The following is a 25,486-nucleotide window of genomic DNA, read 5'->3' on the forward strand; positions in this document are numbered from 1 at the left end:
CCCATGTCCGCCACGCCTTTCGACAGCGCCCACCTGCACCGCCTCTTCCCCGCCGGGGATCTCGCCAAGCTGTTCTCCGACAGCGCCGAGGTCCGGGCGATCATGATCGTCGCGGGCACGCTGGCCAAGGTGCAGGGCGAGGCCGGGCTGATCCCCGAGACCGCCGCCAAGGCCATCCACCGCGCCTCGCTCGAGCTACAGATCGACCCCGGCGCGCTGGCGCAGGATACGACCAAGGCCGGCAGCGTGGTGCCGCCCCTGCTGCGCGCATTCGAGACGCTGATGCAGGCGCCGGACTACGCCCAGTACCTCGGCCAAGGCGCCCTGCCGGGCGACCTGCAGGATTGCGCGCTGGCGCTGCGCCTGCGGCAGGTGCTGACCCAGCTCGAGGCCGGCATAGATGCTCTTCCTGCGGGCGACGATCTGGCCGTTCTCAAGGCGGAGCTTCCGGCGCTGCGCGAGGCCCTGCTCTGCGTGAGCTATGGCGGCGAGAGCGCCGACGTACTGCGCCCGGCGTTGGCGGCCGCGCTGAACCTGGGCGACCGGGGCTGGGGCCCGGAGCGGAGCGCCCTCACCGCGCTGGCGGAGTGGGCGACCCGGCTCGTCTGCGTGCTGCGGAATCGCGCGCCGGACAGGGCGACTCTCGCGGCGCTGGCCGCACATGTGCAGGCGCTGAAGAGCTCGCTGGCCGCCACCCCCGGGACCGAGACGTCGCGACGCTACGTCGAATTGCTTGCCCTGCCGCAGCTCCTGCTGGCCACCGGCAGCGCCCTGTCGATTGCGACGAATCGCCAAGAAACAGGGCTACCCTCATAAAAATAAGGGGGAATATCTGGCGAGCCCTTGTCATTCCACTGAGGGTTGCGCTACCAGCGATCAGCCATCGAGACGCAAGACATCGTCCCTAGCCACGCTTCGCCGCGGCGAGCAACTCGTTTTCCGCGGCACGCACCCTATATTTCGAAACATACTTTTGCAGAGGCACCGATGGTGAAGGACACGACACTCACCCCCCCGCCCGAGGAAATGGCCGAGAACGCGCGCAATGCCGCCGGCTTTCTGAAGACACTGGCCCACGAAGGGCGCCTGATGATCCTGTGCCACCTCGGCTCGGGCGAGAAGTCCGTGGGCGAGCTCGAAGGGCTGCTCGGCATGCGCCAGGCGGCGGTGAGCCAGATGCTGGCACGCCTGCGCGAAGAGGGCCTCGTGAACACGCGTCGCGACGGCAAGACGATCTACTACAGCCTCGCCACCGAGGACACCGCGCGGGTGATCGGCCTGCTCTACGAGATCTTCTGCGCCAAGGGGCCCTGCTGACTCAGCTCTCCGCGTCGCGCCATTCCCAGGGCCGCGTGTACGCCCCGAGGCAGCGCGCGATTGCCCTGTCGTCGTCGGCGCTGCGCCGCAGCTGCGCAACCAGCCCGCGCCGCCGGTCGTCGATCACCCCATCGACGCGCGCCGTCAGCCCCCCGGCCTCCAGCGCCGCGTCGTAGACCCGCGCGATCGCCCTTTTTCGCAGGTCGGGCTTGAATACCTTGCCGATTCCCGTTTTCGGAATCTCGGACAGGATTTCGAGGTGTTTCGGCCAGGCCGCCCGTTCGTGGATGTGCACCCGTGCGTGGGACAGGAGCTCTTCTTCGGTGACCATCGCCCCCGCGACCAGCTCGACATAGGCGCAGGGCAGCTCGCCGGCATGCGAGTCGGGCTGTCCGATCGCCGCCGCCACGGCCACCGCCGGATGGGTCATCAGCGCGTCCTCGATTTCGCCCGGGTCGATATTGTGACCGCCGCGGATGATCACGTCCTTGGCCCGGCCGGTGATCCACAGGTAGCCGTCCGCATCGAGCCGGCCCAAATCGCCGGTGCGCAGGAAGCGGCCCTCGACGTAGAGGTTCCGGTTGCGCTCGGCGTCGGTGTAGGTGGCACCCGGTGTCACGCCGGGGTTCGACACGCAGATCTCGCCGATCTCGTCGGTCGGACATTCCTGCGGGCCCGCGTCGGTCTGCCGGACAATCTTCACCTCGGTGTAGGGCAGCGGAAAGCCCACCGAGCCGATCTTCTTCACCCCGTCGGGCGGGTTCACCGACACGAGGCAGGTCGCCTCGGTCAGCCCGTAGCCTTCGCAGATCGACAGGCCCGCGACCTCCTCGAAGCGCTTGAACAGCTCCGTCGGCATCGGCGCCGAGCCCGAGAAGGCGTAGCGCATGGTCGAGATATCGGCGTCCACCCTGCGCTGCATCAGCGCCGAGACCGCGGTGGGCACGGTGATCATGAAGCTGATCTTCCAGCGCTCGCAGAGCTTCCAGAAATTGTCGAAGACCCCGTCGCCGCGGTAGCCCGCCGGGGTCGGCAGCACCACATGCGCGCCCGAGGCGATCGCCGACATGATCACCACCTCGGTGGCGAAGACGTGGAACAGCGGCAGCGGGCACATGACGTTGTCGGTCTCGCGGAACAGCAGGCGCGAGCCGAGCCAGCCGTTGTAGAGCATCCCCGACACCCGGTGCTGCGCGACCTTGGGCATGCCGGTGGTGCCGCCGGTGTGGAAATAGGCGGCGGCGCGGTCCTCGGTCGACGGGGTGAAGGTCAGCCCGGTCGGCTGACGCGTCAGCTCGGCGTTGAAGCACTTGATGTCGGCGTGGTGGGTACGCGGCAGCTTGGGGCGCAGCAGCGGCACCAGCCACCGCTTCGGCGGGGTGAGGTAGCGGTTGAGATCGACCTCGAGCACCGTGACCACCCGCGGCGCATGGCGGCAGGCCTCGGCCAGCTTCTGCGCGATGTCGGTCTTGGGGAAGGACTTCAGCGTTACCACGACCCGCGCGCCGGTCTCGCGCAGCAGCGCCGCGATTTGCTCGGGCTCGAGCAACGGGTTGATCGGGGCGACGGTGCCCGCGGTGGCCGCGCCGAGAACGGTAAGCAGCGCCTCGGTGCAATTGGGCAGCACCATCGCGACGACGTCGCCCTCCTGCACGCCGAGGCTGCGAAAGAGGTTGGCGGCCTGGTTGACGCGGCTTTCCAACTGCGACCAGCTCAACGTCTCGGCCGGATCCTTCGCCCCGGAGAGCAACTGGAAGCTCACCGCCGGTCGATCCCCGAAGCGCGCGGCGGTCTGCGCGAGGCAGGCGTGCAGGCTCTCGGGCAGCCCCCGCTCGGACCAAGGTTTCTCAGCCTCGATCGCGGCGCGATCTTCCACTGTCACGAATTGCATTGCCAATGCGCTCCTCCACGCATGACGTCACCGCGGCGACGCGGTGACACCGATCTCGAGTGTGGGAGGCAAGTGCGCCTCCCGCAAGGGCTGCGCCCATAGCACGTCGGCCCAGCGGCGCAAAGCCCGGATGGACCCGAGCCACGAGGACGCGCCTACTCGGCGGCGAGGCCGTCGGTGAACTGCAGCCGCGCCAGCCGGGCATAGAGCCCGCCCTCGGCAACCAGCGCGTCATGCCCGCCCTGCGCCACGATGCGCCCATGCTCCATGACGACGATGCGGTCGGCCTTCTTCACCGTGGCAAGCCTATGCGCGACGATGATCGTCGTGCGGCCCTCGGCCAGCGTGTCGACCGCCTGCTGCACCGCGCGCTCGCTCTCGGCATCGAGCGCCGAGGTCGCCTCGTCGAGCAGCAGCACCGGCGCATCGCGCAGGATGGCGCGGGCGATGGCCACGCGCTGCTTCTGCCCACCCGAGAGCATCACGCCGCGCTCGCCGAGGAAGGTATCGTAGCCCTCGGGCAGCGCGCTCAGGAAGTCATGCGCGGCGGCGGCACGGGCGGCGGCCTCGACCTCGGCATCGCTGGCACCGGGCCGCCCGAAGCGGATGTTGTCGCGCGCCGAGGCGGCGAAGATCACCGGGTCCTGCGGCACCAGCGCGATGTGCCGGCGGAAGCCGTTGCGGCTCATCCGGTCAAGCGGCACCCCGTCGAGCAGCACCCGCCCCGCGTCGGGGTCGTAGAAACGCTGGATCAGCTGCACGATGGTGGTCTTGCCCGCGCCCGAGGGGCCGACGAGGGCGACGGTCTCGCCCGGCCGGATGTTCAACTCGATGCCGTCGAGCGCCTTGACGCCGGGCCGAGCGGGATAGGTGAAATCGACCTTGTCGAAGGTGATCTCGCCGCGCACGGTGCCGGGCACCGGCAGCGGCTGCGCGGGATCGGTCACCGTGTCCTCGGCCTGCAGCAGCTCGACGAGCCGCTCGGTGGCGCCCGCGGCACGCTGCAGCTCGCCGAAGATCTCCGACAGCGCCGCCACGGCCCCGGCGACCATCACCGAGTAGATGACGAATTGCACCAGCGCCCCGGCGCTCATCTGCCCCGCGCGCACGTCCACCGCCCCGGCCCAGAGCACGCCGACGATACCGGTAAAGACGAGGAAGATGACGATCGCCGTCATCAGCGCGCGGGTCTTCACCCGGCGGCGGGCCGCGTCGAAGCTCTTCTCGGTGACTTCGGCAAAGCCCTCGCGGCTGATCGCCTCGTGGGTGTAGCTCTGCACCGTCTGCACGGCGGAGAGCGCCTCGGCGGCATTGCCCGAAGAGACGGCGATCCAGTCCTGGTTCTCGCGGCTCAGCTTGCGCAGGCGGCGCCCGAGCGTGAGGATCGGCACGATCACCACCGGCACGATCAGCAGCACCATTCCGGTGAGCTTGGCCGAGGTGAAGAGCATCAGCGTCAGCCCGCCCGCGAAGAGCAGCAGGTTGCGCAGCGCGATCGACACCGACGAGCCGATCACCGAGAGGATCAGCGTGGTGTCGGTGGTGATCCGGCTGAGCACCTCGCCGGTCATGACGTTTTCGTAGAACGCGGGGGACAGGCCGATCACCCGGTCGAAGACCGCCTTGCGGATATCGGCCACCACGCGCTCGCCGAGCCGGGTGACCAGCGCGTAGCGGGCGGCGGTGCCGAGCGCCAGCAGCGCGGCAATGCCGAGCGCCGCCATGAAGTAGCGGTCCAGAAGCGCCCCGTCCTGCGTGCCGAAGTTGTCCACCACCCGGCGCACCGCCAACGGCAGGGTCAGCGAGACGGTGGCGGTGGCGATCAGCGCGAGGATCGCGGCGATCATCAGCCCGCGATAGGGCTTCATGAAGGGCCAGAGGGCGCCCAGTGAGCCGAGTTTCCGGGATTTCTCGCGATCGTCCTGCACGGCGGCAGCCGGGTTTCCGTGGGCCATTCCCGCTCCTTTGTCTTCAGGACGGTATTGCGGGCCCGCGCGGCCTGCGTCAAGGCGCGGCGTGTCACAGCCGCGCGCGCATTGCGGCTGCCGAGGCGCAGGGATCTGCAAACGACGGTATCGGGCAACGATGTCGGGGGAGTTTGGAGCGGGCGGCGGGAATCGAACCCGCGTCATTAGCTTGGAAGGCTAAGGTCTTACCACTACACAACGCCCGCGTAGTGGCGGGAGAGATATTGCAACCGGTCGGCCCGGTCAACCGCCCCCGCGCGGCTTTTGCAGGATGCCGCCGCGTTTTTCCGGTGATCCAATCCGCGCGCCCCGGCGTAACCCCGAGGTAAGGTACCAAAGGACCTCCCATGCAGACCCTCCTCCTCTACGGCATCACGGCTGCCATATTCCTCGGCCTCGACATGCTCGGGCTGAAATACCTCATCCGCCCGGTCTTCGAGCGCCACGTGGGGCACCTGCTGGCAGAGCCGCTGCGGCTCGGACCGGCGGCAGGATTCTACCTTGCCTATGTGGTCGGGGTGCTTGTCTTCGTCTCGCTGCCGGCGCTGCGCGAGGGCGCGGCGCTGCAGGCGCTGTGGATGGGCGCGCTGCTCGGGCTGATGTGCTACGGCACCTACGAGATGACCAATTTCGCCACGCTGGCCGACTGGAGCTGGGAGCAGGTGATCGCCGACTGTCTCTGGGGCGCGGTGCTGACCGGTGTGTCCGCCTGGGCAGGGGTTGCGGCGGTTCTGGCGATCTTTCCGAGAGCGAGCTGACGACGTTCCTGACCCGCCTCGCGTGAGCCCCCCTCCCCCCGCGACAGGTCCGGGGGTGAGGAGCTCAGCCCGCAAGCCGCGCCGTGAGGCGCAGCGCGACCGGGTAGGGCAACAGCCGAAGCATCTTCAGCGCAAAGGTGAACCGCTTCGGGAAATGGATCTCGAAGCTGCGCCCGCTCATGCCCTTGGCGATGTCGCGCGCCGCTTGTTCCGGCTCGATCATCGCGGGCATCTTGAAATCGTTCTTGTCGGTCAGCCGCGTGCGCACGAATCCGGGGCAGACCAGCCGAACGTCGACCCTTGGCGCAAGCTCAACCCGCAACGTCTCGGCGAGGTTGATGATCGCCGCCTTGGTCGCGGAATAGGCCTGCCCCTTCGGCAGACCCACATAGCCCGCCACCGAGCCGAAGAGCGCAAGCTGCCCGCCCTCGCGCAGCACCTTCGGAGCGCATTGCGCCACCAGCAGCGTGCCGGTCACGTTCACCTGCACCAGCGCTGCGGTCTTCTCCGGATCGAGGTCCACCACCCGCGCAGGATCGTAGAGCGCCGCGGTGCAGACGAGCGCATCGAGCTTGCCGCCCTCGGCGACCCGCTCGGAAGCGGCGCCGAGACTCTCGGCACGCGCAAGATCGAGCGGCACCACCTCGGCACCGCCACACTCTGCGGCGAGCGCCTGCAGCGCCTCCTCGTTGCGAGCAGAGAGCACCAGATGCGCGCCCTGCCCGGCCAGCTCCTTCGCCAGCGCCGCGCCGATGCCCGAGCTGGCGCCGATCAGCCAGATGCGTTTGCCGTCGAAACTCATGGTCAGATGCGGAACAGCGGCTGCAGCAGGCGCGGAATCATCGCGCGGAACCGCAGCGGCGCGTCGGTGGCGGCAAGGCAGATGCAGGGCCCCTCGTCACCCGCCATGGGCTGGTGGTCGACATCGTCTGAAGCCACCTCGACATCCCCGGCGCCGAACCGCCCCTCACAGTCCGAGAAGCTGCCCTGCAGCACCAGCGTCAGCTCGAGCCCGCCGTGGGTGTGCTCGGGTACGGCGCGACCGCGCGGGATGTAGAGCAGGCGAAGCGAGCCCTCGGCATCGGCGCTGAGGATCTGCTGGCGGATGCCGCCGCCCAGCATTTTCCAGCGCGGCGGCTGGCCTTTCAGCGCCTCCATGACGGGGGCGGGAAAGATGCCCGACCCACGCTGCTGCGGAGGGGGTGGCGGCGCGCTGTCGAGCGCTGCGAAGAGACGGTCCTTTGCGCCGGAGGAGACGGCCGCGGGAGCCATGCTGGACAGCAGGGCGCCGCCCAGGGCCGCCTCGGTCTCGACCGCGGCGCGGCAGGCATCGCAGAGCGACACATGCGCCGCGATCACAACCGCAAAGGGCTGCGGCAGCGTGCCTGCGGCATAGGCGCGAAGCATCTCCTCGGGGATATGATGGGTGATCTTGCTCATTGGGATCTCAGGTCGGTCAGGTCGCGCCGCAGGCGGTCGAGCCCGAGGCGGATACGGGATTTGATCGTGCCCAGCGGCAGGCCGGTGATCCGGCTGATCTCGCTGTGGGGCATTTCGTCCATGTAGGCGTGACGCAGCGCCTCGATCTGTTCGGGCCTCAGCTTCTGCAGCGCTTCGCGCAACTGCGCCGCCTCCTGCTCCATGGCGAGGATCTGCGGCGCGTCGGGCTCGGAACTCTCGGGCTCCTGCATCAGTTCCGGCTCGGGCAGCGGCTTGCGCCGGTAGAGGTCGATCTGGCGGTTGCGCGCGATCCGGTAGATCCAGGCCGAGGCCTCGGCCCGGTGCGGGTCGAATTGCGCCGCCTTGTTCCAGACCGAGATCATCACGTCCTGCACCACGTCCTCGGCACTGCCGTCGCGCAACCCGCTGCGGATCAGCATCGCCTTCAGCCGGGGCGCGAAGAAATCAAACAGCCGACCAAAGGCCTCGCGGTCCCTGCGGTCGCGCACGGCAAGCAGCCATTGCGTCTGTTCGGTTCTTTGGGCGGGCGTCACACGGGTCTCCTTGCTCTTGCGTCGTATCACCAAGTTAGCAGGTCTCGGGCCTTCCGGCTGGAAAGCATCGAACGCTTCGGGCGTGGTGAGGCGGCCATCAAGAGACATGTAGGGGTTACGGCGGCCAAGGCGAAAAGGATCACCCGAGGTATGAATTTTTTTGCGGGCGCAAGCACTACGCCTGCAAAATGCATGGAGAGCGCCATGCCAAGGCGGGCCGATGGGATGGCGCCCCTCTGCCCGAGGCGCGCGCTTTTTGCCAGCCAAAGCCCTGCGTCCTCCGAGCAATGCGCGGCGATGACAGTTGCCTGCCCGCGCGCGGGGAGGTGCGCGCCCGACGACCGGTACACGTGCCCGGCGCATCCGAAAAAAATTCCCCCTCGCCTCAACGCCTTGGTGATCCATTTCGAATCCACATGCGTAACAATCATATGTCCAGTTTTTCGCGGCGGAGGTTTGCGTGGCCCTAGACCTGTCTTTCGGAGTTCCCCAGCGCGTCGCCGTGATCGGCGGCGGCATCTCGGGTCTCGCCAGCGCATGGCTCCTGTCGCAGCGCTGCCGCGTCACGCTTTACGAGGCCGCGCCGCGGCTTGGCGGCCACGCCCGCACGGTCGTCGCCGGGCGCTACGGCGACCAACCGGTGGACACCGGCTTCATCGTCTTCAACTACGCCAACTACCCGCATCTGACCGCCCTGTTCCGCGACCTCGACGTGCCGGTGCAGCGCAGCGACATGAGCTTCGGCGTCTCGCTCGACGGCGGTCGGCTGGAGTATGCGCTGCGTTCGGGTAATGCGCTCTTCGGCCAGCGCAGCAACCTCGCGCGGCCCGGCTTCTACGCGATGATCCGCGACATCCTGCGGTTCAACGGTCAGGTGGAAGCGACGGCTGCGGCGCGTCCCAACGCCTCGATCGGCGAGTTGCTGGACGTGCTGGGGCTCGGAACCGCTTTTCGCGAGCGCTATCTTTACCCGATCTGCGGCGCCATCTGGTCCACCCCCTCGGCGAAGATCGGCGACTTCCCGGCGCAGGCACTGGTGCGCTTCCTGCGCAATCACGCCCTGCTCTCGGCCGGCGGCCAGCACCAGTGGTGGACCGTGTCGAGGGGCAGCCAGAGCTACGTCTCGCGCCTCACCGCAGCGCTCGAGGCGCGGCAGGTCTCACTGCGGCCCGGCACACCGGTGCGCCAGGTGACACGGGATGAGCGCCACGTGCAGGTGATGACCGACGGCGAGGCGCCCGAGACCTATGACCAGGTGATCTTCGCCTGCCATGCCGATGTCGCTTTGTCGCTGCTTGCCGCGCCCAGCGCCGCCGAACGCCGTGCTCTGGGCGCGGTGAAGTTCCAGAACAACCACGCCGTTCTGCACCGTGACACCCGCCTTATGCCGAACCGCCGCCGCTGCTGGAGTTCCTGGGTGTTCCGCACCGAACCCGGAACGCCTGCCGACCTGCCCGTCGGTGTGACCTACTGGATGAACCGGCTGCAGGGCATTCCCGACAGCGATCCGATGTTCGTGACGCTCAATCCGCAACGCGAGATCCCGGAAGAGCTGATCTACGACCAGAACACCTTCCGCCACCCGGTCTTCGATCTCGGCGCGCTAGAGGCGCAGGGAAAGATCGCCGCGCTGCAGGGGATGAACCGCAGCTGGTACGCCGGGGCATGGCTGCGCAATGGTTTCCATGAGGACGGCTTTGCCAGCGCCGTTCGCGTTGCGCGGAAAATGCTGCCCACCCCGGTGGCCGCATGAACGCCAGTCTCTCGGACACGCTCGAAGGCGGCGAGATGCTGCACCTTCCCGCCCGCGTCACCCACGCGCGGCGCGGAGGTATCCGGCATGCCTTCGCCTACCGCGTGGACTACCTGCTGCTCGATCCCGAGCGCGCGCGGCCCCGCGCCTTCTTCTCGCGCAACCGCTTCAACCTCACCGCGCTGCACGATCGCGACCACGGCGGCCCGCGCGGCGCCGGCGAGGGCGCGAAATGGGCGCGTCGGGTCTTCGCGAATGCCGGGCTCGATGAGATCTCGGTGGCGCTGATGACCCAGCCGCGCTTTCTCGGCTACTGGTTCAGCCCCGTGTCGTTCTGGCTGGCCCTGCGCGGCGACAGGCTGCTGGCGGTGATCGCCGAGGTGAACAACACCTTCGGCCAGCGCCACAGCTACCTGTGCCATCACCCCGGCTTCACCCCAATCGCGCCCGGGGACGAGCTGACCGCGACCAAGGTCTTCCATGTCTCGCCCTTCCAGGACGTGCAGGGCACCTACCGGTTCCGCTTTGCCATCAGCACCGCCGGGACGGCCATCGCGATCCACCAGATCGACGGCACGGAGGGGCTGATCGCCACGATGCACGGCGATTTTGCACCGGCTTCGTCGATGCGCCTGCTGGGCGCTGCCCTGAAACGCCCCGGTGGCGCGATGCGCGTGATTGTGCTCATCTATTGGAATGCGCTCCGCCTGAAACTCAAGGGGGCTGGCTATCGCAAGCTGCCCACTCCGCCCGAAAACGAGGTCAGCCGATGATCCTGCCCGTGACGACCCTGATGAAACGCCGCTTCCTGTCGACGCTGGAGCGGATCGAGACGGGCCAGCTTACATTGATCACCCCCGAGGGCACCCGCCATCGCTTCGGCGACAGCGGGCCCGAGGCAGAAATGCACATCCTCGACTGGGCGATGCTGCCCGCGCTTGCGGCGCGCGGCGAGGTGGCGCTCGGCGAGACCTATGTCGCGGGCCTCTGGCACAGCTCGAGTCCGGAACGGCTGATCCGCCTGGCGCTCGACAACCTCGACGCGGTCGAGCACTACGTGACCCCCGGCCCGCTCGCCCGCCTGAAATTTCAGTTAATCGACCGGGTGCTGCGCGCCAACAGCCTCAAGGGGTCGTCCCGCAACATCCGCGCGCACTACGACGTCGGCAACGAGTTCTACCAACTCTGGCTCGACCCGGGCATGACCTATTCCTCTGCGCTCTTTGCCGAGGGCGAGAGCGATGACGCCCTGCCCCATGCGCAGGACCGCAAGTACGACCGCATCCTGTCGCGGCTGAGTGAAGCGCCCTCGGTGCTGGAGATCGGCTGCGGCTGGGGCGGTTTTGCCGAGCGCGCGGCGGAACAGGGGCGGAGCGTCACCGGGATCACCCTCTCGCCGAGCCAGAAAGGCTACGCCGATGCCCGCCTCGACGGACGCGCCGAGATCCGGCTTCAGGACTATCGCGCCGTGCAGGGGCGCTTTGCCAACATCGTGTCGATCGAGATGATCGAGGCGGTGGGCGAGCGCTACTGGCCGGTCTATTTCGCCACCCTCAAGAACCGGCTGGCCGAGGGCGGGCGCGCCGTGCTGCAGGCGATCACCGTGCAGGACGCGGAGTTTTCGCTCTACCGCAAGCGCACGGACTTCATCCGCCAGCACACCTTCCCGGGCGGCATGCTGCCGTGCAACGCGGTGCTGGCCCGCGAAGCGCAGAAGGCCGGGCTGGTGCTGCGCGAGAGCTTCGCCTTCGGCCAGGATTACGCGCGCACCTGCCGCATCTGGTGCGACGGGTTGCTGCGCCAGCGCAAGCGGATCGAGACGCTCGGATACGGCGAGACCTTCCTGCGCAGCTGGCAGTTCTACCTCGACGCCTGCGCCGCCACCTTCGCAAGCGGGCGCACCGACGTGGTGCAGGTCGAACTGCGCCATGCCGGCGAGACCTAAACCCCCTGCCCTGCCACGGTTTTTGCCCTCAAGCGGCCCATTTTCGCCCCAGTCCGGCAGTACCGCTTTGGCCGGTGGGGCGGCATGCGCCCCGGTTTTCTCGGTTTTTAGGCCGCGCGAGGTACCTGACATGTTGCGCAAGTTCGGAATGACCCTTTTTCTCGTGGCCGGCACCGCCGCGCCGCTCGCTGCCGCCGAGCAGGAAGTGAAGCTGATGGGGCTCGGCTATTTCCCCCAAGAGGTCTATGTCACGGTCGGTGACGTGGTGACCTTCGTGAACGACTCGACGGTCCCCATGTCGGCCACGGCCATCGACGCAACCTGGGACAGCGGCGTGCTGGAGCCCGGCGAGAGCTACGCCCTGGAGGTGACCGACGGCATGCAGGGCGCCTTCGGCGACACCTACAACACCGAGAGCACCGCGGCCGGGCTCATCGACTACGTGAACCCCGCCCCGCTGGAACTCGAGAACAACTATTGACCCCGCTCAGATCGGCTCGATCAGCGGCTCGATCAGCTCCGGCCCCTCGGCGCGGTTGGAGTTGACCCTCGGGTCGACCCTGTGCAGCCGAAGCGATCCTTCCGGCGCGGCCTTCATCAGCGGGGCCGCGCCGCGGCCTTCCTCGCCCAGCCACAGCCCCCAGTCCTTCTGCTGCAGGATCACCGGCATGCGGTGATGCACCTTCGCCATCTCGCCGCTGGCGCCGGTGGTGACAATGGCGCAGGTGCGATAGGCCTCTCCCTCTCGCTCCCAGTCCTGCCAGATCCCGGCCATGGCCAGCACCTCGCCCTCTGCCGGGGCGATGTACCACGGCAGGCGCTTGCCCTCCTCGGTCTTGGTCCATTCGTAGAAACCGCTCGCAGGGATCAGGCAGCGGCGTTCGCGGCAGGCGGCACGGAAGGCGGGTTTCTCGGCGATGGTCTCGGCGCGGGCGTTGATCAGCAGCGGGCCGTCATTGGGGGCCTTGTACCACTGCGGAATGAACCCCCAGCGCATCGACACCAGCAGGCGTGTGCCGTCCTCGGAGCGGATCACATGCACGTCGTTGGTCGGGCAGACGTTGTAGTTGGGGACATGCGGCAAATCGTTGCCGGGCATGGCCTCGAAGATCTTGGCCATGGCATCGTCGGGAAGGGTGACCGCGAAACGTCCGCACATGGGGGCTAGAGTAGCGCGCCACGCGGCGCGCGCCAGCCCCTCAGATGTCACGCCATTCGCCCGGCGGGATGCCGTCGAGCGACCACGCCCCCACCGCCCAGCGCACCAGCCGCAGGCAGGGCAGACCCACATGCGCCGTCATCCGCCGCACTTGGCGGTTGCGACCCTCGGTGATCTTCAGTTCGATCCAGGCATCCGGCACGGACTTGCGATAGCGGACCGGCGGGTTGCGCGGCCAGAGCTCGGGCTCGGGGATCAGCCGCGCCTGCGCCGGGCGGGTCATGCCGTCTTTCAGTTCGACACCCTTGCGGAGCTGCGCAAGCTGCGCCTCGGTCGGGCTGCCCTCGACCTGCACGAGGTAGGTCTTGGGCTGCTTGAACTTCGGGCTCGAAATGCGCGCCTGCAGCTTGCCGTCATCGGTCAGCACCAGCAGCCCCTCGCTGTCGCGGTCAAGCCGCCCCGCGGGGTAGACCCCCGGTACTTTCACGTAGTTTGAAAGCGTCTCGCGCGGGCTGCCCTCGGTGCCCTTGTCGGTGAACTGCGAGAGCACGTTGAATGGCTTATTGAGGAGGATCACACGGGCCATGTCACGCCTCCCTGCGCGCGGCGAAGAAGTCCTTGAGCAGCGACTCGGCCTCGGGCGCCGCGAGCCCGTCGTAGACTTCGGGCACATGGTGGCATTGCGGGTGGGCATAGATTCGCGCCCCCTGCGCCACGCCGCCGGACTTCGGGTCCGACGCGCCGTAGTACAGCCGCCGGATGCGGGCGAAGGAGATTGCCGCGGCGCACATCGGGCAGGGTTCCAGCGTCACGTAGAGATCATGCTCCGGCAGCCGCTCGGAGCCGAGCGCGGCGCAGGCGGCGCGCAGGGCCAGCACCTCGGCGTGGGCGGTGGGGTCGTTCAGCTCGCGCGTGCGGTTGCCCGCCGAAGCGATCACCTCGCCCGAAGGCGAGACGATGACGGCGCCCACCGGCACCTCGCCGCGGGCGGCGGCGGCGCGCGCCTCGGCCAGCGCCTGATCCATGTGAGAGCGAAATTTCATCCCGCGGGCTTAGCGCGAAGCGCGGCGCTTGGCGAGTCGGCTTCCCCCGGCCCCGCCGATGCAGTATGGCAAATTCATGAGCAAACCCCCGTCGCGCCCCGCCAAACCCTCCGGCCCCAAGTCCCGTGCCAGCACGGGTCCGAAGTCTGGCCCCAAAGCCGGTTTCAAACCCGGGTCCAAGTCCGGTTTCAAACCCGGGCCGAAGGTGGCTGTCGCAGGGGCGGAGCGCGGTGCGAAGCCCGAAGGCAGGCCCTTCGGCAAACCTGGCGGCAAGCCTGCTGCCAAACCCGCCGGAAAACCCAGGGGCCGCGGCATCGTCCACGACGAGACGGATTACTCCAGCGCGCCCCGCGGCGGCTTCAAGGCAGGTGGCAAGATGGGCGGCAAGCCCGGCGCAAAATCGGGCCCCCGCGGCGCCAAGCCCGCCCCCGAGCCGCGCCCCACGGGCACGCCGATCGCCACCGAGGACGGGCGCATCGCCAAGGTGCTCGCCCGTGCCGGAGTCGCCAGCCGCCGCGAGGCGGAAAAGATGATCGAGGAAGGCCGCATCTCGGTGAACGGCAAGGTGCTGGAGAGCCCGGCGCTCAACGTCACCGCGAAGGACCGGATCACCGTCGACGGCGTGCCGCTGGCCCCGCCCGAGGCGCCGCGCATCTGGCTCTATCACAAGCCCGTCGGACTGGTGACCACCACCAGCGACGAGAAGGGCCGCGAGACGATCTTCGACAAGCTGCCCGAGGAGCTGCCGCGGGTGATGAGCATCGGCCGACTCGACCTCAACTCCGAGGGGCTGCTGCTGCTGACCAACGACGGAGGCATCAAGCGCAAGCTCGAGCTGCCCTCGACCGGCTGGCTGCGCAAGTACCGCGTGCGGGTCAACGGATCGCCCACCGAGGACATGCTGAAGCCGCTGCGCGCGGGCATCATGGTGGACGGCCAGAAGTTCCAGCCGATGGAGGTCACCCTCGATCGCCAGCAGGGCGCCAACGCCTGGCTGACCGTCGGGCTGCGCGAGGGCAAGAACCGCGAGATTCGCCGCGCCATGGCCGACATCGGCCTGACGGTGAACCGGCTGATCCGCGTCTCCTACGGGCCGTTCCAGCTCGGCGAGTTGAAAGAGGGCGAGGTGCAGGAGCTGCGCCCCAAGGTGGTGCGCGACCAGCTCGGGCTCGACGGCGCGAAGCCCGACAAGCCCGTACCGAGCCGGCAAAGGCGCGGCCCACCGCCGCGCAAACGGTCGTAAAGGCCCTGAAAACAAGGCTCTGCGCGGGGCAGACCCCCGATGCGGCAGTCCCTGACTTAACGGGTCATTAACGCTCAAGAAGTTTTCACGGATTGGGCCGGAAGGCGCCCTCATTTCGCCCGGATTGCTCGACATTTCTGGCCCCATGAGCACGCTACTTGCCTTGACCATCCTCCTTGCGACCTCGGTTCTTGTCCTCGGACATATCCGCGTCGTCGCAACCGACACCTACAACGCGCTGGCCAGCGCCACCTCCCGTGCCCGCGCCAGCGGCACGCTGCGCGCAAAGCTCGCCTTTGCCGTGCTCTGGCTGCTGATCTTCTTGCTGGGATACCTCTGAGCCGCCGCCCGCCCCGTCCGTGCTCCGACCCCGGGGCCGCCGCCATTCTTCAGGCCCTCCGGCCACCGCTACTGGAACAGACCATGGGAACGACACGATCTTCTCGCAGGCAGCCTCCCGCCTCCAGCCTGCTCGAATCCGGCATCGGCATCCTCTTGCTCGCGGCCTTTCCGCTGCTCCTGCTGCTGTTCCAGGGCCCGCCCGCCACGGCCTTTACCGCCGTGCTGATGCTGGCAATCTTCGGCCTTGCCCTGCGGATGATCTATCGCGGCGTCGCCATCGCCGAGGCCTATGAGGCCCGCGACAGCGCCAAGGCCCCCCGCCTGCCGCGCAAGCTGGTCGGCTCGGGCCTGCTCGGTCTGCTGGTGATGATTCTCGCGGGGCATCATTTCGTCTCGCTGGCGATCCCCTTTGGCCTCGGCGTGCTGGGCTTCGGCCTGAGCATCGCGGCCTTCGGCAGAGATCCGCTCACCGACAAGGAGGGCGCGCCCGAAGAAGAGCTGCGCCAGTTGCGCACCCAGGAGACGCTGGGCCGGATCGACGCCGCGATCAGCGCCGCCGTCGCCGATGTCGCAGCACTTGGCGATGCCGAACTCAGCCGCCGCGCCGAGGCGCTGCAGAACGGGGTGATGGGGCTGATGCACGCGATCTCTCAGGATCCGCTTGCTGCACGCCGTCTGCGCAAGCCCGTGGCGCGCTTCCTCGATCTTCTCGGCAAGGAAAACGCGCGGCTGATCGAAGCCTGGGACAGCGACGCCCGGCCCAAGGCCCGGCGCCGCTACATCGCCCGGGTCACCGCCCTCGGCGAGGCCTTCGAGGACCGGCTGCGCAAGGCCGGGGCCGAGCAGGGCCGCGATGCCTATGACGTCGAGGCCGACCTCCTGTGGAACCGGATGGCGGACAAGCAGGTCGCCTGAGGCTTCCGCACCGGAACTCCCCCCTAGCAAGTGCCCCGCGAAGCGCTTAGGTTCTTGTTGAACCGAGAGAGCTTGCGGGGATCATCATGACCGACAAGGGCTTGCGCAAAGTGGCCTATGTGCTGCTGATCGTGCTTCTCTTCGGAGTCACTTCCGGCTGGCTGGGAGGGCTCTGACTTGGCACAGCGCTATGGCGGCAAGTACAGCCCCGACGGGTCTTCCAGTGATGGCAGCGGCCAAGACGAGCGCCCGCTCTACCACGGCGCACGCGTGGACCCTGTAGGGGCGCGCTCGAACGTGCTCTTTGCTCCGCCCATCGTCCTCGCAGCGACCTCGCTGACCTCCGGCGCCGCTGGGCTGGCGGTCGGGCTGGCCGGCGCCGGCGTTCTGCTGCTCGGCGCCTGGCTGCTGCGCGACGGCCTGCGGGCGCAGGCGGCCTATGACGAGCGCAAGATCGCCCGTCGCCCCGCCATCCCGCGCAAGTTTTTCGCCGCGGTCTGCGCCGGTGTCGGCGTCGGGCTGGCCGCCTTCAAGTCCGACCCCGGCATGGTCGCCCCGGTGCTCTACGGCCTTTCGGCCTTTGCGCTGCACATCGGCGCCTTCGGCATCGACCCGATGAAGCACAAGGGCATGGAGGGGGTCGACACCTTCCAGCAGGACCGTGTCGCCAAGGTGGTGGACGAGGCCGAAAGCTACCTCAACGCCATGGAGGACGCGGTACGCCGGGCCGGGGATCGCCAGGTCGAGGCCCGCGTGCAGCGCTTCCATGCCAAGGCCAAGGATCTGATCCGCACCGTCGAGGAAGACCCGCGCGACCTGACCGCCGCGCGCAAGTACCTCGGCGTCTACCTGATGGGCGCGCGCGATGCGGCGGTGAAATTCGCCGACATCTACAGCCGCACGCAGGACCGCGGCGCGAAATCCGATTTCATGATGCTGCTGACCGACCTCGAAGAGAGTTTCGGCCAGAAGAACCAGAAGCTCCTGCTCGACAACAATGCCGATCTCACCGTCGAGATCGACGTGCTGCGCGACAGGTTGCAGCGCGAAGGCGTGCGACTGACAGAGCCCGAATGAGAGACAGTCACGGAGGAAGTCCGATGTCCGAGAATGTGAGAACCAAGGCCCAGCAGGAGCTGGCGCTGGTGGAAGAGGTGAATGCTGTGATCCTGCCCGACCCTAAGCCCGCGGACGAGGTCGAGAGCTTCGAAGCCGCCTCCCCCGCAGTGACCGAGGAGATCCGCGCGCGCATGGACGAGATCGACATGGAGGACACCCAGTCGATCGTCTCCTTCGGCTCCGCCGCCCAGGCCGAGCTGCAGGAGATCAGCCAGGCGATGCTTGCCGACGTGCGCAACAAGGACGTCGGCCCGGCGGGCGACAGCCTGCGCGATATCGTCACCACAATCCGCGGGTTCTCGGTCTCGGAACTGGATGTGCGCCGCAAGCGGAGCTGGTGGGAGAAGCTGATCGGCAAGGCCGCGCCCTTCGCCAAGTTCACCGCCCGCTACGAGCAGGTGCAGGGCCAGATCGACGGCATCACCGACAACCTGCTCAAGCACGAGCACACGCTGCTCAAGGACATCAAGTCGCTCGACCTGCTCTACGACAAGACGCTGACCTTCTACGACGAGCTGGCGCTCTACATCGCCGCCGGGCAGAAGAAGATCGAGGAACTGGACGCCAACGACATCCCCGCCCGCGAGGCCGCCGTCGAGGCCGCCTCCGAAGAGGACAAGGTGATGAAGGCGCAGGAGCTGCGCGACCTGCGCGCCGCCCGCGACGATCTCGAGCGCCGGGTGCACGACCTGAAGCTGACGCGGCAGGTGACCATGCAGTCGCTGCCCTCGATCCGGCTGGTGCAGGAGAACGACAAGAGCCTCGTCACCAAGATCAACTCGACGCTGGTCAACACCGTGCCGCTCTGGGAGACGCAGCTGGCGCAGGCGGTGACAATCCAGCGCTCGTCCGAGGCCGCCGCCGCAGTCCGCGATGCCAACGACCTGACCAACGAGCTGCTCACCTCGAACGCCAAGAACCTGCGCGAGAGCAATGCCGCCATCCGCACCGAGATGGAACGCGGCGTCTTCGACATCGAATCGGTCAAACAGGCCAACGCCGACCTGATCGCCACCATCGAGGACAGCCTGCGCATCGCCGACGAGGGCAAGGCGCGCCGCGCCAAGGCCGAGGAGGACCTCAAGACCATGGAAGCGGAGCTGCGCGACACGCTTGCCTTGGCCAAGTCCCGCGCCACGGGCACCGGCGACAACGCCGCCACCTCGGTTCCGGCGGGGTCGTAACCATATGCGGAGCTGGGGTCGCTTTTTACTGGGTATCTTGGTTTGCGCGGGCCTCGCGGCCTGCGACAGTTCCGCCCTTGCTCCGCGCAGCACCGGGGTGCTGCCGCAGTCCCGCCCGTCGGGCCTGAAACCCGAACCGCCGGCGGAAGCCTCGGCGCCGCGCCAATCCCTCGCGAGCTACGATCTCGAGGTCTACTACTCGCGGGTGCAGGCCGACCTGCTCTCGCAGGGTCTGCTGCGCACCGATGGCGGTGGCCCCGACACGCCGATCACCGACACCATGCTGGCGCGCAACTTCGAACGGATCGCCCTCGCCGAGGAATACGCCCGCGGCCAGGGGCTGAAGCCCTCGCGCGGGGAGCTCGGCCGGGTGAAGAAATGGGAAAAGCCGGTGCGCGTCGCGGTCGAGTTCGGCACGCATGTCCCCGAGGACCAGAGGGTGACCGACCGCAACATGCTGACCCAGTATGTTGACCGGCTCGGGCGGATCACCGGCCACCCCATTTCCATGTCCCCGAGCAACGCGAACTTCCACGTTTTGTTCATGTCGCTCGACGACAGGGCGGCGATTGCCCCACGGATCAAGCAACTGGTGCCGGACGTGAATCCCACCGCGCTGGCGGTCTTCGACCACCTCCCCCGCGAGATCCACTGCCTCGTCATCGCCTTTTCCGACAAGCCGGACGGCTACGCCTACGGCGAGGCAATCGCGGTGATCCGTTCCGAGCATCCCGATCTGCTGCGCCGTTCCTGCGTCCACGAGGAAGTCGCGCAGGGTCTGGGTCTCGGCAACGACAGCCCGCAGGCGCGGCCCTCGATCTTCAACGACGACGACGAATTCGCCTTGCTCACCAGCATGGACGAAATGCTTCTGAAAATCCTCTACGACCCCCAGCTCAAGCCCGGCATGGACGCGGCCGCCGCGCGGCCCATCGTGGCGGACCTCGCCGCACAGCTCACCGGAGGCCTCGGGCCAAGCTGAAGGCGGGCCGACAGGGTCTGACCAACACAGGAGACGATCATGGGTATTCTGGATTTCCTCTCGGGACAGTTCATCGACGTCATCCACTGGACGGATGACACCCGCGACACGATGGTCTGGCGCTTCGAGCGCGAGGGCCACGAGATCAAGTACGGCGCCAAGCTGACAGTGCGCGAGGGACAGGCGGCGGTCTTCGTCCACGAGGGCCAGATCGCCGATGTCTTCACCCCCGGTCTCTACATGCTCGAGACCAACAACATGCCGATCATGACCACGCTGCAGCACTGGGATCACGGCTTCCGCTCGCCCTTCAAGTCCGAGGTCTATTTCGTCAACACGACGCGGTTCAACGGGCTGAAGTGGGGCACCAAGAACCCGATCATCTGCCGCGACCCCGAGTTCGGCCCGGTGCGGCTGCGCGCCTATGGCACCTATTCTGTGCGCGTCTCGGACCCGGCGAAATTCCTCGTCGAGATCGTCGGCACCGACGGCGAGTTTACCTCGGGCGAGATCAGCTTCCAGATCCGCAACATCATCGTGCAGGAGTTCTCGCGGCTCATCGCCTCGTCGGGAATCCCGGTGCTCGACATGGCCGCCAATACGCAGGAGCTGGGCAAGATGCTGGCCGAAGGCATCTCGTCGACCATCGCCGAATACGGGCTGACCCTGCCCGAGCTCTACATCGAGAACATCTCGCTGCCCGACGCGGTGGAGAAGGCGCTCGACAAGCGCACATCGATGGGGGTGGTGGGCGATCTCGACGCCTACACCCGCTTCCAGGCCGCCGAGGCGCTGGGGGCCGAGGGCTCCGCCGCCGGTCAGGCCATGGGCACCGGCTTCGGCGCTGGCATGGGCATGGCCATGGGCGGCGCCATGACAGGTGCGCAGGCCGGACCTTGGGGCACGCGCCCGCAGCAGACCGCCGCCGCCGCGCCGCCGCCTCCCCCGCCGCCGGTCGAACACGTCTGGCACGTGGCGGTGAACGGCCAGACGCAGGGACCCTACTCCAAGGCGCGCATGGGCCGCATGGCGACCGAAGGCCAGCTCATCCGCGACAGCTACGTCTGGACGCAAGGACAGGACGGCTGGATGCGCGCCGAGGACGTCACCGAGCTGGCGCAGCTCTTCACCGTCCTGCCGCCGCCGCCTCCGGGCGCATGAGCGGGACGTAGGAGGCGGGCCGCAGCGCCTCCGCATCCGCCTGCCCCAGCAGCGCCGGGGCAAGGCAGGCATCCGCCGGAAAACTCACCGCGTCGTCACGCGTCGCCGGGAAGGGCCGCGAGGGCGTCACCTGCGAGGCGGTCAGCAGACGGCCGTTCAGGCACAGATCCTGCGCGGCGTTGCCGATGTTGAAGCCGAAGCCCTCGCGCCCGCAGTCGGTGCCGAAGCCGTTCATGTTCCAGGCCTGCGGCATCGGGCTTTCCGGGCCGAAGACCGCGAATTCGCTTTGCCTGGGCCGGAAGGTCAGCGCCCAGCTGGTCTCGTCGGTCTTCATGCCGAGCGCCCAGCGACCGATGGGTTCGTCATCATGGTAGCCCTCGACGACAAAGCACTCGACGTCCTCGGCGTAGACGTAGTCGCGCTCGGCCAGAGCCGCGTCGATGGCGATTGCCCCGCGCATCTCGTAGCCGCCATTGCCCTGCCACTCGAACCGCCAGGCGAGATCCGCCGCCCGCCCCGCGCTGGTTCCGGCGACCAGCGCCAGTACCGCGATCACCGCGTGTTTCATCCGGACCCGCATGCGTCGCCCTCTTGTTCCCCACGTTTGCCCGCAGCCTAGTCGCTGACGCCGGGAATGCAAAAGCGCGTGCCTGAACTTGTCGTGTGGCGCGCGGCTGTCCGCGGCAGAAGGCGGTTCCCTCTCCCGGCCTCTCCGCCTAGGGTGGCCCTGCCGGAAAAAGGCGGATCTGGAGGATCTTCGGGCATGAACGAAACCCACCGTTTTCCCTGCGAGCAATGCGGCGCCGACTATCGCTTCGACCCGGCCGCCGAAGCCCTGGTCTGCGATCATTGCGGCCACAGCCAGCCGGTCGAATCCGCCGGTCCCTGGGAAAGCGACATCCGCGAGCTCGATTTCCGCGCCGCCATGGACAACCTGCTTCCGCTGCAGGAGATGGAGGATCTGCGGGTCACCAAGTGCCCCAATTGCGGCGCCGAGGTCGAGTTCGATCCCGACACCCACGCCACCGAATGCCCCTTCTGCGCCACGCCGGTGGTCGCCGATACCGGCACCCACCGCCAGATCAAGCCCAAGGGCGTGCTGCCCTTCGCGCTCGACGAGAAGAGCGCGCACAAGGCGATGAACGACTGGCTCGGGCGGCTCTGGTTCGCGCCGAACGGGCTCAAGGAATATTCGCGCAAGGGCCGCAAGATGCAGGGCATCTACGTGCCCTACTGGACCTTCGACGCCAAGACCCGCAGCGCCTACAGCGGCGCGCGCGGCACCGTCTACTACGAGACCCATACCGTCGTGCGCGACGGCAAGCGCCAGCAGGTGCAGGTGCCCAAGGTGCGCTGGACCCCGGTCCGCGGGCGGGTCGCGCGCTTCTTCGACGACGTGCTTGTGCTGGCCTCGAAGTCGCTGCCCAAGCGGTTCACCGACGCGCTCGAGCCCTGGGACCTGAGCCGGCTGGAGCCCTACCGGCCGGAGTTCCTCGCCGGGTTCCGGGCCGAGGGCTACCAGGTCGATCTCGACGCCGGCTTCGTCGAGGCGCGGCACATCATGGACCGTCAGATCACCCGCGACATCAAGTTCGACATCGGCGGCGACCAGCAGCGGATCACCTCGGTGGACACGCAGGTCTCGGAGGTCACCTTCAAGCACGTGCTGCTGCCTGTCTGGCTGGCCGCCTACAAGTTCCGCGGCCAGACCTACCGCTTCGTGGTCAATGGCACCACCGGGAGGGTGCAGGGCGAGCGCCCCTGGTCGGCCTGGAAGATCGCCATGGCGATCATCCTCGGCACCATCGCCGCGGCGCTGATCGGCTACATGCTGTCGCAGTCGCAGGGCGGCGGCGGCTTCACGGTGCCCATTGGCTATTGAGCGACCCCGGCCCGGCGGGCTAGGTATAGCGCTAACACATCTCGAGGGAACAGGGAGCGAGAGATGATCCTGTGCTGCGGTGAATCGCTGATCGACATGCTGCCCCGGACGAGCACCGGCGGAGAGCCCGCCTTTGCCCCGGTGGCCGGAGGCGCGGTGTTCAACACCGCCATCGCGCTCGGACGGCTGGGCGCCCCGGCAGGCTATTTCGGCGGCCTCTCGACCGATCTCTTCGGCACGATCCTGGCCGAGGCGCTGGCGGCCTCGCAGGTCGACTTCTCCGCCTGCCCGCGCTCGGACCGCCCCACGACCCTCGCTTTCGTCACGCTGGTCGACGGACAGGCACGCTACGCCTTCTACGACGAGAACACCGCCGGCCGGATGCTGGCTGAAGCCGACCTGCCCGGGCTCGGCGATGACACCACCGCGCTGTTCTTCGGTGGCATCAGCCTCGTGTCGGAGCCCTGCGCCGACACCTTCGCCGCGCTTTGCGCGCAGGCGGGCGAGCGGGTGGTGATGGTCGACCCCAACATCCGCCCCGGCTTCATCAAGGACGAGGCGCGCTACCGGGCCCGGCTCGCCGGGATGCTGGCGCGGGCGGACATCGTGAAGATCTCGGACGAGGACATGGACTGGCTCGGTACCACGCCCGAGGCGCTGCTCGACGGCGGCACGGCGCTGGTGCTCGAGACCCGTGGTGCCGAGGGGGTGCTGGCAGTCACCGCGCGCGGCAGCATGGAGGTGCCCGCGACCCGCGCGACGGTGGTGGACACCGTCGGTGCGGGCGACACGTTCAACGCCGGGCTCCTCGCGGGGCTGGAGCGGGCCGGGCTGCTGAGCCGCGCCGCGCTGCGCGAGACCGGCATGGAGGCGCTGCGCCCCGCGGTCGCGCTCGGCGCGCAGGCGGCGGCGGTGACCGTTAGCCGTGCCGGCGCCAACCCACCGTGGACGCACGAGTTGGAGGTCGGCGCATGAGAGCGTTGGTCCAGCGCGTCTCGGAAGCCAGCGTGACGGTCGAAGGTGCCGTGGTCGGAGAGATCGGCCCCGGGCTGCTGATCCTGATTTGCGCCATGCAGGGCGACACCGAGGCGCAGGCGGACAAGCTCGCCGCGAAGATCGCCAAGCTGCGCATCTTCCGCGACGACGCCGGGCGGATGAACCGCTCGGTGCTCGACACCGGCGGCGCGGCGCTGGTGGTCAGCCAGTTCACCCTCGCCGCCGACACCCAGCGCGGCAACCGCCCCGGCTTTTCCACTGCCGCCGACCCGGCGGAGGGCGAGCGGCTCTACGAGTATTTCGCCGGACGCATGGACGCGCAGGGCATCGCCACCGCCACGGGACGGTTCGGCGCCGACATGAAGGTGGCGCTGCTCAACGACGGGCCGGTGACGATCTGGATGGACAGCGAGGGCTGACGCCCCCGCCGTCGGCGCGCGTCACAAAGCCGAGCCGGCAACCAGCGTGCCGCGCAGATAGGCCAGCCGCAGTTCGGCACGGGCCAGCGCGAACTGCAGGGTGATCTGAGCCTCCCGCGCGTCGAGCGCAGCCGAAAGCGGCTCCAGCAACCGTCCGGCAGTCATCTGCCCGGCGCGCTGCAATTGCCTTGCCTGCTGCGCCTCGGCCGCGGCGGATGCGTGCTGGATCTGCGCCTCGCGCAGGCGTGCCTGCAGGGTCGCGCGCTCTTGCGCCGCCACCCCAAGCTCGAAATCGCCCGGCAGCACCGTCGAGAGGACAGGCGCGCCCACCTCCTGCGTCCAGCCCGCGGCATCACTGCCCTCTCCCGCGTAGCCCGCCACCTCTTCGAGCGCAGCCAGTTCCTCCGGCGAGCGCCGCAGGTCGAGGCCGTCGAGCAGCACATGCGCGGCGCGGAGTTCCTGCGCCTCCTGTGCGGCGCGCGCGACGCGCGCCTGCAGGTCCGGCAGCGGCACTGGGGTGACAAGCTCGCGCAGCGTGCCGAGTCCCTCGACGCCGCCCAGCCGACTGTCGCCCATTGCCGCAAGTTCCCCGCGTGCGCGCTCGGCCTGCTCCAGGGCCTCCACCCGCCCGGCGCGCACCCGCGCCACCTGCGCGCGCAGCGCCTGCAGCCTTTGCGTGGATTCGGTGCCCCCCGCCACCGCCCGGTGCATCGGCCAGTCCAGCGCGGCGAAATCCGGGTAGACCTCCGCGAACAGAGCCGCACGGGCCCGGGCCTCCTCGATGCTCAGGTGCTGTCCGATCGCCTCGAAAACCTGCACATTGGCCTCTTCGGCCAGCGCGAGCGCGGCGCTGTCGATCCCCGCCAGCGCAAGGTCACGTTCGGCCTGCTTGCGCAGCGTGTCGAAACCTTCGGGACGGGCCCGGACCCCTTCGGACATGCGCTGAAGCGCGGCCAGCGACAGCACCGGCCCAAGCTCGGGCAGCCAAGCAAGCTCCTCCGCCTCGCCGCGCAGCCGCGCCACGCGCAGTTCCGACGACGCCCGGAAGCTGCCGCCCTCCAGCACCGCGCGGGCGATGGCGGCATAGGGCGTGCCGGGAACGATCGCCCCGGGTCGCCGTGCCAATGTCTCGATCACCGGGGCGCTGTCTTCGGCGGCCCGCAGCGCCATGCCCTGCGGTCCCGCGATGCTGGCGGGCGCCGGTCCTGCCCCGTCATATCCCTGCATGCACCCGGGCAGCAGCGCGACCAGCGCAAGACCGCAGCCCAGACGGAAAGACGATCCGCTCATCTCTCCCCTTTCTACTCAATCACTCGTTCACAGATCGCGGCAACGCGCCGCGGTACAGACCGGCAGAGGTGAGACATCGGAGCGCCCGGCACCACATGTCCCGGGTCGCTGGAAAGAGGCCCCAGC

The 25,486-nt window shown here is 68.4% G+C and carries 27 protein-coding genes and 1 tRNA gene; 17 read left to right on the top strand and 11 right to left on the bottom strand.

Going from position 1 to position 25,486, the window contains the following annotated elements:
* The first annotated feature begins 3 nt into the window (after positions 1-3).
* Both LC039_RS06025 and LC039_RS06030 read left to right on the top strand, forming a co-directional pair.
* Entirely contained in the window at positions 4-816 is an 813-nt protein-coding gene (locus LC039_RS06025; protein ID WP_226622199.1) for a hypothetical protein, read from the top strand.
* Between the two features lie 171 nt (positions 817-987).
* Positions 988-1,317 carry an ArsR/SmtB family transcription factor gene (locus LC039_RS06030; RefSeq protein WP_226622201.1) on the top strand — a complete coding sequence of 110 codons (330 nt, stop codon included), beginning with the start codon at positions 988-990 and terminating at the stop codon, positions 1,315-1,317.
* 1 nt (position 1,318) lies between these two features.
* On the opposite strand, the gene LC039_RS06035 is transcribed toward LC039_RS06030, so the two are convergent.
* The 3 genes from LC039_RS06035 to LC039_RS06045 all read right to left on the bottom strand — a co-directional run bounded on the left by LC039_RS06035 (position 1,319) and on the right by LC039_RS06045 (position 5,381).
* On the bottom strand, positions 1,319-3,208 hold the full coding sequence (locus LC039_RS06035) for an acyl-CoA synthetase (RefSeq protein ID WP_226622203.1): 1,890 nt from the start codon (positions 3,206-3,208) through the stop codon (positions 1,319-1,321).
* A gap of 155 nt (positions 3,209-3,363) precedes the next feature.
* Positions 3,364-5,163, bottom strand: coding sequence for an ABC transporter transmembrane domain-containing protein (locus tag LC039_RS06040; protein WP_226622205.1), 1,800 nt, complete (start codon positions 5,161-5,163; stop codon positions 3,364-3,366).
* A 144-nt stretch (positions 5,164-5,307) separates the two neighbouring features.
* Positions 5,308-5,381 (bottom strand) — tRNA-Gly (locus tag LC039_RS06045).
* A gap of 141 nt (positions 5,382-5,522) precedes the next feature.
* Here LC039_RS06045 and LC039_RS06050 point away from each other — a divergent pair.
* The gene (locus LC039_RS06050; RefSeq protein ID WP_226622207.1) at positions 5,523-5,933 is read left to right on the top strand and encodes a DUF2177 family protein; all 411 of its coding nucleotides are present in this window, start codon (positions 5,523-5,525) and stop codon (positions 5,931-5,933) included.
* A gap of 64 nt (positions 5,934-5,997) precedes the next feature.
* Here the strand turns inward: LC039_RS06050 and LC039_RS06055 are convergent, their stop codons facing one another.
* Genes LC039_RS06055 through LC039_RS06065 form a run of 3 tightly spaced genes read right to left on the bottom strand, consistent with a single transcriptional unit; the run spans position 5,998 to position 7,927 of the window.
* Entirely contained in the window at positions 5,998-6,735 is a 738-nt protein-coding gene (locus LC039_RS06055; RefSeq protein WP_226622209.1) for an SDR family NAD(P)-dependent oxidoreductase, read from the bottom strand.
* 2 nt (positions 6,736-6,737) lie between these two features.
* Positions 6,738-7,373, bottom strand: a complete 636-nt coding sequence (locus LC039_RS06060) for a ChrR family anti-sigma-E factor (RefSeq protein WP_226622211.1) — start codon at positions 7,371-7,373, stop codon at positions 6,738-6,740.
* Positions 7,370-7,927, bottom strand: a complete 558-nt coding sequence (locus LC039_RS06065) for a sigma-70 family RNA polymerase sigma factor (RefSeq protein WP_226622213.1) — start codon at positions 7,925-7,927, stop codon at positions 7,370-7,372. Before LC039_RS06065 ends, LC039_RS06060 begins: the two co-directional genes overlap by 4 nt.
* A gap of 460 nt (positions 7,928-8,387) precedes the next feature.
* Between LC039_RS06065 and LC039_RS06070 the strand changes: the two genes are divergently transcribed.
* From LC039_RS06070 to LC039_RS06085, 4 genes are all read left to right on the top strand, one after another.
* A complete protein-coding gene (locus tag LC039_RS06070; protein ID WP_226622215.1) occupies positions 8,388-9,680 on the top strand; it encodes an NAD(P)/FAD-dependent oxidoreductase in 1,293 nt (430 codons plus the stop codon).
* On the top strand, positions 9,677-10,453 hold the full coding sequence (locus LC039_RS06075; RefSeq protein ID WP_226622217.1) for a DUF1365 domain-containing protein: 777 nt from the start codon (positions 9,677-9,679) through the stop codon (positions 10,451-10,453). The genes LC039_RS06070 and LC039_RS06075 overlap by 4 nt, the downstream gene beginning before the upstream one ends.
* Positions 10,453-11,625, top strand: coding sequence for a class I SAM-dependent methyltransferase (locus LC039_RS06080; RefSeq protein WP_226622397.1), 1,173 nt, complete (start codon positions 10,453-10,455; stop codon positions 11,623-11,625). Before LC039_RS06075 ends, LC039_RS06080 begins: the two co-directional genes overlap by 1 nt.
* A gap of 148 nt (positions 11,626-11,773) precedes the next feature.
* Positions 11,774-12,106, top strand: a complete 333-nt coding sequence (locus LC039_RS06085) for a hypothetical protein (protein ID WP_226622219.1) — start codon at positions 11,774-11,776, stop codon at positions 12,104-12,106.
* A gap of 6 nt (positions 12,107-12,112) precedes the next feature.
* Here the strand turns inward: LC039_RS06085 and LC039_RS06090 are convergent, their stop codons facing one another.
* From LC039_RS06090 to LC039_RS06100, 3 genes are read right to left on the bottom strand one after another with little or no spacing between them, the layout of a single operon-like run.
* On the bottom strand, positions 12,113-12,784 hold the full coding sequence (locus LC039_RS06090; RefSeq protein WP_226622220.1) for an SOS response-associated peptidase: 672 nt from the start codon (positions 12,782-12,784) through the stop codon (positions 12,113-12,115).
* A gap of 40 nt (positions 12,785-12,824) precedes the next feature.
* Positions 12,825-13,370, bottom strand: a complete 546-nt coding sequence (locus tag LC039_RS06095; protein ID WP_226622222.1) for a pseudouridine synthase — start codon at positions 13,368-13,370, stop codon at positions 12,825-12,827.
* A gap of 1 nt (position 13,371) precedes the next feature.
* Positions 13,372-13,827 (bottom strand): nucleoside deaminase, encoded by a 456-nt coding sequence (locus LC039_RS06100; protein WP_226622223.1) that lies wholly within the window; start codon positions 13,825-13,827, stop codon positions 13,372-13,374.
* 76 nt (positions 13,828-13,903) lie between these two features.
* Between LC039_RS06100 and LC039_RS06105 the strand changes: the two genes are divergently transcribed.
* The 7 genes from LC039_RS06105 (at position 13,904) to LC039_RS06135 (ending at position 20,773) form a co-directional block, all read left to right on the top strand.
* Positions 13,904-15,070, top strand: coding sequence for a pseudouridine synthase (locus LC039_RS06105; protein WP_413463812.1), 1,167 nt, complete (start codon positions 13,904-13,906; stop codon positions 15,068-15,070).
* Positions 15,071-15,215: 145 nt separating this feature from the next.
* Positions 15,216-15,410: a hypothetical protein gene (locus tag LC039_RS06110; protein ID WP_226622225.1), complete on the top strand. Its 195-nt coding sequence runs from the start codon at positions 15,216-15,218 to the stop codon at positions 15,408-15,410.
* Positions 15,411-15,493: 83 nt separating this feature from the next.
* Positions 15,494-16,327 carry a hypothetical protein gene (locus LC039_RS06115; protein ID WP_226622227.1) on the top strand — a complete coding sequence of 278 codons (834 nt, stop codon included), beginning with the start codon at positions 15,494-15,496 and terminating at the stop codon, positions 16,325-16,327.
* Between the two features lie 177 nt (positions 16,328-16,504).
* Positions 16,505-17,404: a 5-bromo-4-chloroindolyl phosphate hydrolysis family protein gene (locus tag LC039_RS06120; RefSeq protein ID WP_226622228.1), complete on the top strand. Its 900-nt coding sequence runs from the start codon at positions 16,505-16,507 to the stop codon at positions 17,402-17,404.
* Between the two features lie 23 nt (positions 17,405-17,427).
* Positions 17,428-18,630, top strand: a complete 1,203-nt coding sequence (locus tag LC039_RS06125; RefSeq protein WP_226622230.1) for a toxic anion resistance protein — start codon at positions 17,428-17,430, stop codon at positions 18,628-18,630.
* A 4-nt stretch (positions 18,631-18,634) separates the two neighbouring features.
* Positions 18,635-19,612, top strand: a complete 978-nt coding sequence (locus LC039_RS06130) for a DUF2927 domain-containing protein (protein WP_226622231.1) — start codon at positions 18,635-18,637, stop codon at positions 19,610-19,612.
* 39 nt (positions 19,613-19,651) lie between these two features.
* Complete coding sequence (locus LC039_RS06135; RefSeq protein ID WP_226622233.1) at positions 19,652-20,773, top strand: SPFH domain-containing protein; 1,122 nt, start codon at positions 19,652-19,654, stop codon at positions 20,771-20,773.
* On the opposite strand, the gene LC039_RS06140 is transcribed toward LC039_RS06135, so the two are convergent.
* Complete coding sequence (locus LC039_RS06140) at positions 20,739-21,353, bottom strand: hypothetical protein (protein ID WP_226622234.1); 615 nt, start codon at positions 21,351-21,353, stop codon at positions 20,739-20,741. The two genes, LC039_RS06135 and LC039_RS06140, sit on opposite strands and share 35 nt — an antisense overlap.
* Before the next feature lie 183 nt (positions 21,354-21,536).
* On the opposite strand from LC039_RS06140, the gene LC039_RS06145 reads away from it, so the two are divergent.
* The 3 genes from LC039_RS06145 to dtd all read left to right on the top strand — a co-directional run bounded on the left by LC039_RS06145 (position 21,537) and on the right by dtd (position 24,070).
* On the top strand, positions 21,537-22,655 hold the full coding sequence (locus LC039_RS06145) for a TFIIB-type zinc finger domain-containing protein (protein ID WP_226622236.1): 1,119 nt from the start codon (positions 21,537-21,539) through the stop codon (positions 22,653-22,655).
* A 63-nt stretch (positions 22,656-22,718) separates the two neighbouring features.
* The gene (locus tag LC039_RS06150; protein WP_226622237.1) at positions 22,719-23,630 is read left to right on the top strand and encodes a carbohydrate kinase family protein; all 912 of its coding nucleotides are present in this window, start codon (positions 22,719-22,721) and stop codon (positions 23,628-23,630) included.
* On the top strand, positions 23,627-24,070 hold the full coding sequence (gene dtd, locus LC039_RS06155) for a D-aminoacyl-tRNA deacylase (protein WP_226622252.1): 444 nt from the start codon (positions 23,627-23,629) through the stop codon (positions 24,068-24,070). Before LC039_RS06150 ends, dtd begins: the two co-directional genes overlap by 4 nt.
* Positions 24,071-24,091: 21 nt before the next feature.
* Here dtd and LC039_RS06160 read toward each other — a convergent pair whose 3' ends face one another.
* The gene (locus LC039_RS06160) at positions 24,092-25,360 is read right to left on the bottom strand and encodes a hypothetical protein (RefSeq protein WP_226622254.1); all 1,269 of its coding nucleotides are present in this window, start codon (positions 25,358-25,360) and stop codon (positions 24,092-24,094) included.
* Between the last annotated feature and the right edge of the window lie 126 nt (positions 25,361-25,486).

The organism is Alloyangia pacifica, assembly GCF_020524285.1.
GTDB lineage: Bacteria > Pseudomonadota > Alphaproteobacteria > Rhodobacterales > Rhodobacteraceae > Salipiger > Salipiger pacificus_B.

What these genes read in the sequence shown, in the direction of transcription:
- LC039_RS06025 (WP_226622199.1), top strand. Translation starts at nt 4, where the DNA reads ATGTCCGCCACGCCTTTCGACAGCGCCCACCTGCACCGCCTCTTCCCC.
- LC039_RS06030 (WP_226622201.1), top strand. Translation starts at nt 988, where the DNA reads ATGGTGAAGGACACGACACTCACCCCCCCGCCCGAGGAAATGGCCGAG.
- LC039_RS06035 (WP_226622203.1), bottom strand. Translation starts at nt 3,208, where the DNA reads ATGCAATTCGTGACAGTGGAAGATCGCGCCGCGATCGAGGCTGAGAAA.
- LC039_RS06040 (WP_226622205.1), bottom strand. Translation starts at nt 5,163, where the DNA reads ATGGCCCACGGAAACCCGGCTGCCGCCGTGCAGGACGATCGCGAGAAA.
- LC039_RS06050 (WP_226622207.1), top strand. Translation starts at nt 5,523, where the DNA reads ATGCAGACCCTCCTCCTCTACGGCATCACGGCTGCCATATTCCTCGGC.
- LC039_RS06055 (WP_226622209.1), bottom strand. Translation starts at nt 6,735, where the DNA reads ATGAGTTTCGACGGCAAACGCATCTGGCTGATCGGCGCCAGCTCGGGC.
- LC039_RS06060 (WP_226622211.1), bottom strand. Translation starts at nt 7,373, where the DNA reads ATGAGCAAGATCACCCATCATATCCCCGAGGAGATGCTTCGCGCCTAT.
- LC039_RS06075 (WP_226622217.1), top strand. Translation starts at nt 9,677, where the DNA reads ATGAACGCCAGTCTCTCGGACACGCTCGAAGGCGGCGAGATGCTGCAC.
- LC039_RS06085 (WP_226622219.1), top strand. Translation starts at nt 11,774, where the DNA reads ATGACCCTTTTTCTCGTGGCCGGCACCGCCGCGCCGCTCGCTGCCGCC.
- LC039_RS06090 (WP_226622220.1), bottom strand. Translation starts at nt 12,784, where the DNA reads ATGTGCGGACGTTTCGCGGTCACCCTTCCCGACGATGCCATGGCCAAG.
- LC039_RS06095 (WP_226622222.1), bottom strand. Translation starts at nt 13,370, where the DNA reads ATGGCCCGTGTGATCCTCCTCAATAAGCCATTCAACGTGCTCTCGCAG.
- LC039_RS06100 (WP_226622223.1), bottom strand. Translation starts at nt 13,827, where the DNA reads ATGAAATTTCGCTCTCACATGGATCAGGCGCTGGCCGAGGCGCGCGCC.
- LC039_RS06105 (WP_413463812.1), top strand. Translation starts at nt 13,904, where the DNA reads ATGAGCAAACCCCCGTCGCGCCCCGCCAAACCCTCCGGCCCCAAGTCC.
- LC039_RS06110 (WP_226622225.1), top strand. Translation starts at nt 15,216, where the DNA reads ATGAGCACGCTACTTGCCTTGACCATCCTCCTTGCGACCTCGGTTCTT.
- LC039_RS06115 (WP_226622227.1), top strand. Translation starts at nt 15,494, where the DNA reads ATGGGAACGACACGATCTTCTCGCAGGCAGCCTCCCGCCTCCAGCCTG.
- LC039_RS06125 (WP_226622230.1), top strand. Translation starts at nt 17,428, where the DNA reads ATGTCCGAGAATGTGAGAACCAAGGCCCAGCAGGAGCTGGCGCTGGTG.
- LC039_RS06130 (WP_226622231.1), top strand. Translation starts at nt 18,635, where the DNA reads ATGCGGAGCTGGGGTCGCTTTTTACTGGGTATCTTGGTTTGCGCGGGC.
- LC039_RS06135 (WP_226622233.1), top strand. Translation starts at nt 19,652, where the DNA reads ATGGGTATTCTGGATTTCCTCTCGGGACAGTTCATCGACGTCATCCAC.
- LC039_RS06140 (WP_226622234.1), bottom strand. Translation starts at nt 21,353, where the DNA reads ATGCGGGTCCGGATGAAACACGCGGTGATCGCGGTACTGGCGCTGGTC.
- LC039_RS06145 (WP_226622236.1), top strand. Translation starts at nt 21,537, where the DNA reads ATGAACGAAACCCACCGTTTTCCCTGCGAGCAATGCGGCGCCGACTAT.
- LC039_RS06150 (WP_226622237.1), top strand. Translation starts at nt 22,719, where the DNA reads ATGATCCTGTGCTGCGGTGAATCGCTGATCGACATGCTGCCCCGGACG.
- dtd (WP_226622252.1), top strand. Translation starts at nt 23,627, where the DNA reads ATGAGAGCGTTGGTCCAGCGCGTCTCGGAAGCCAGCGTGACGGTCGAA.
- LC039_RS06160 (WP_226622254.1), bottom strand. Translation starts at nt 25,360, where the DNA reads ATGAGCGGATCGTCTTTCCGTCTGGGCTGCGGTCTTGCGCTGGTCGCG.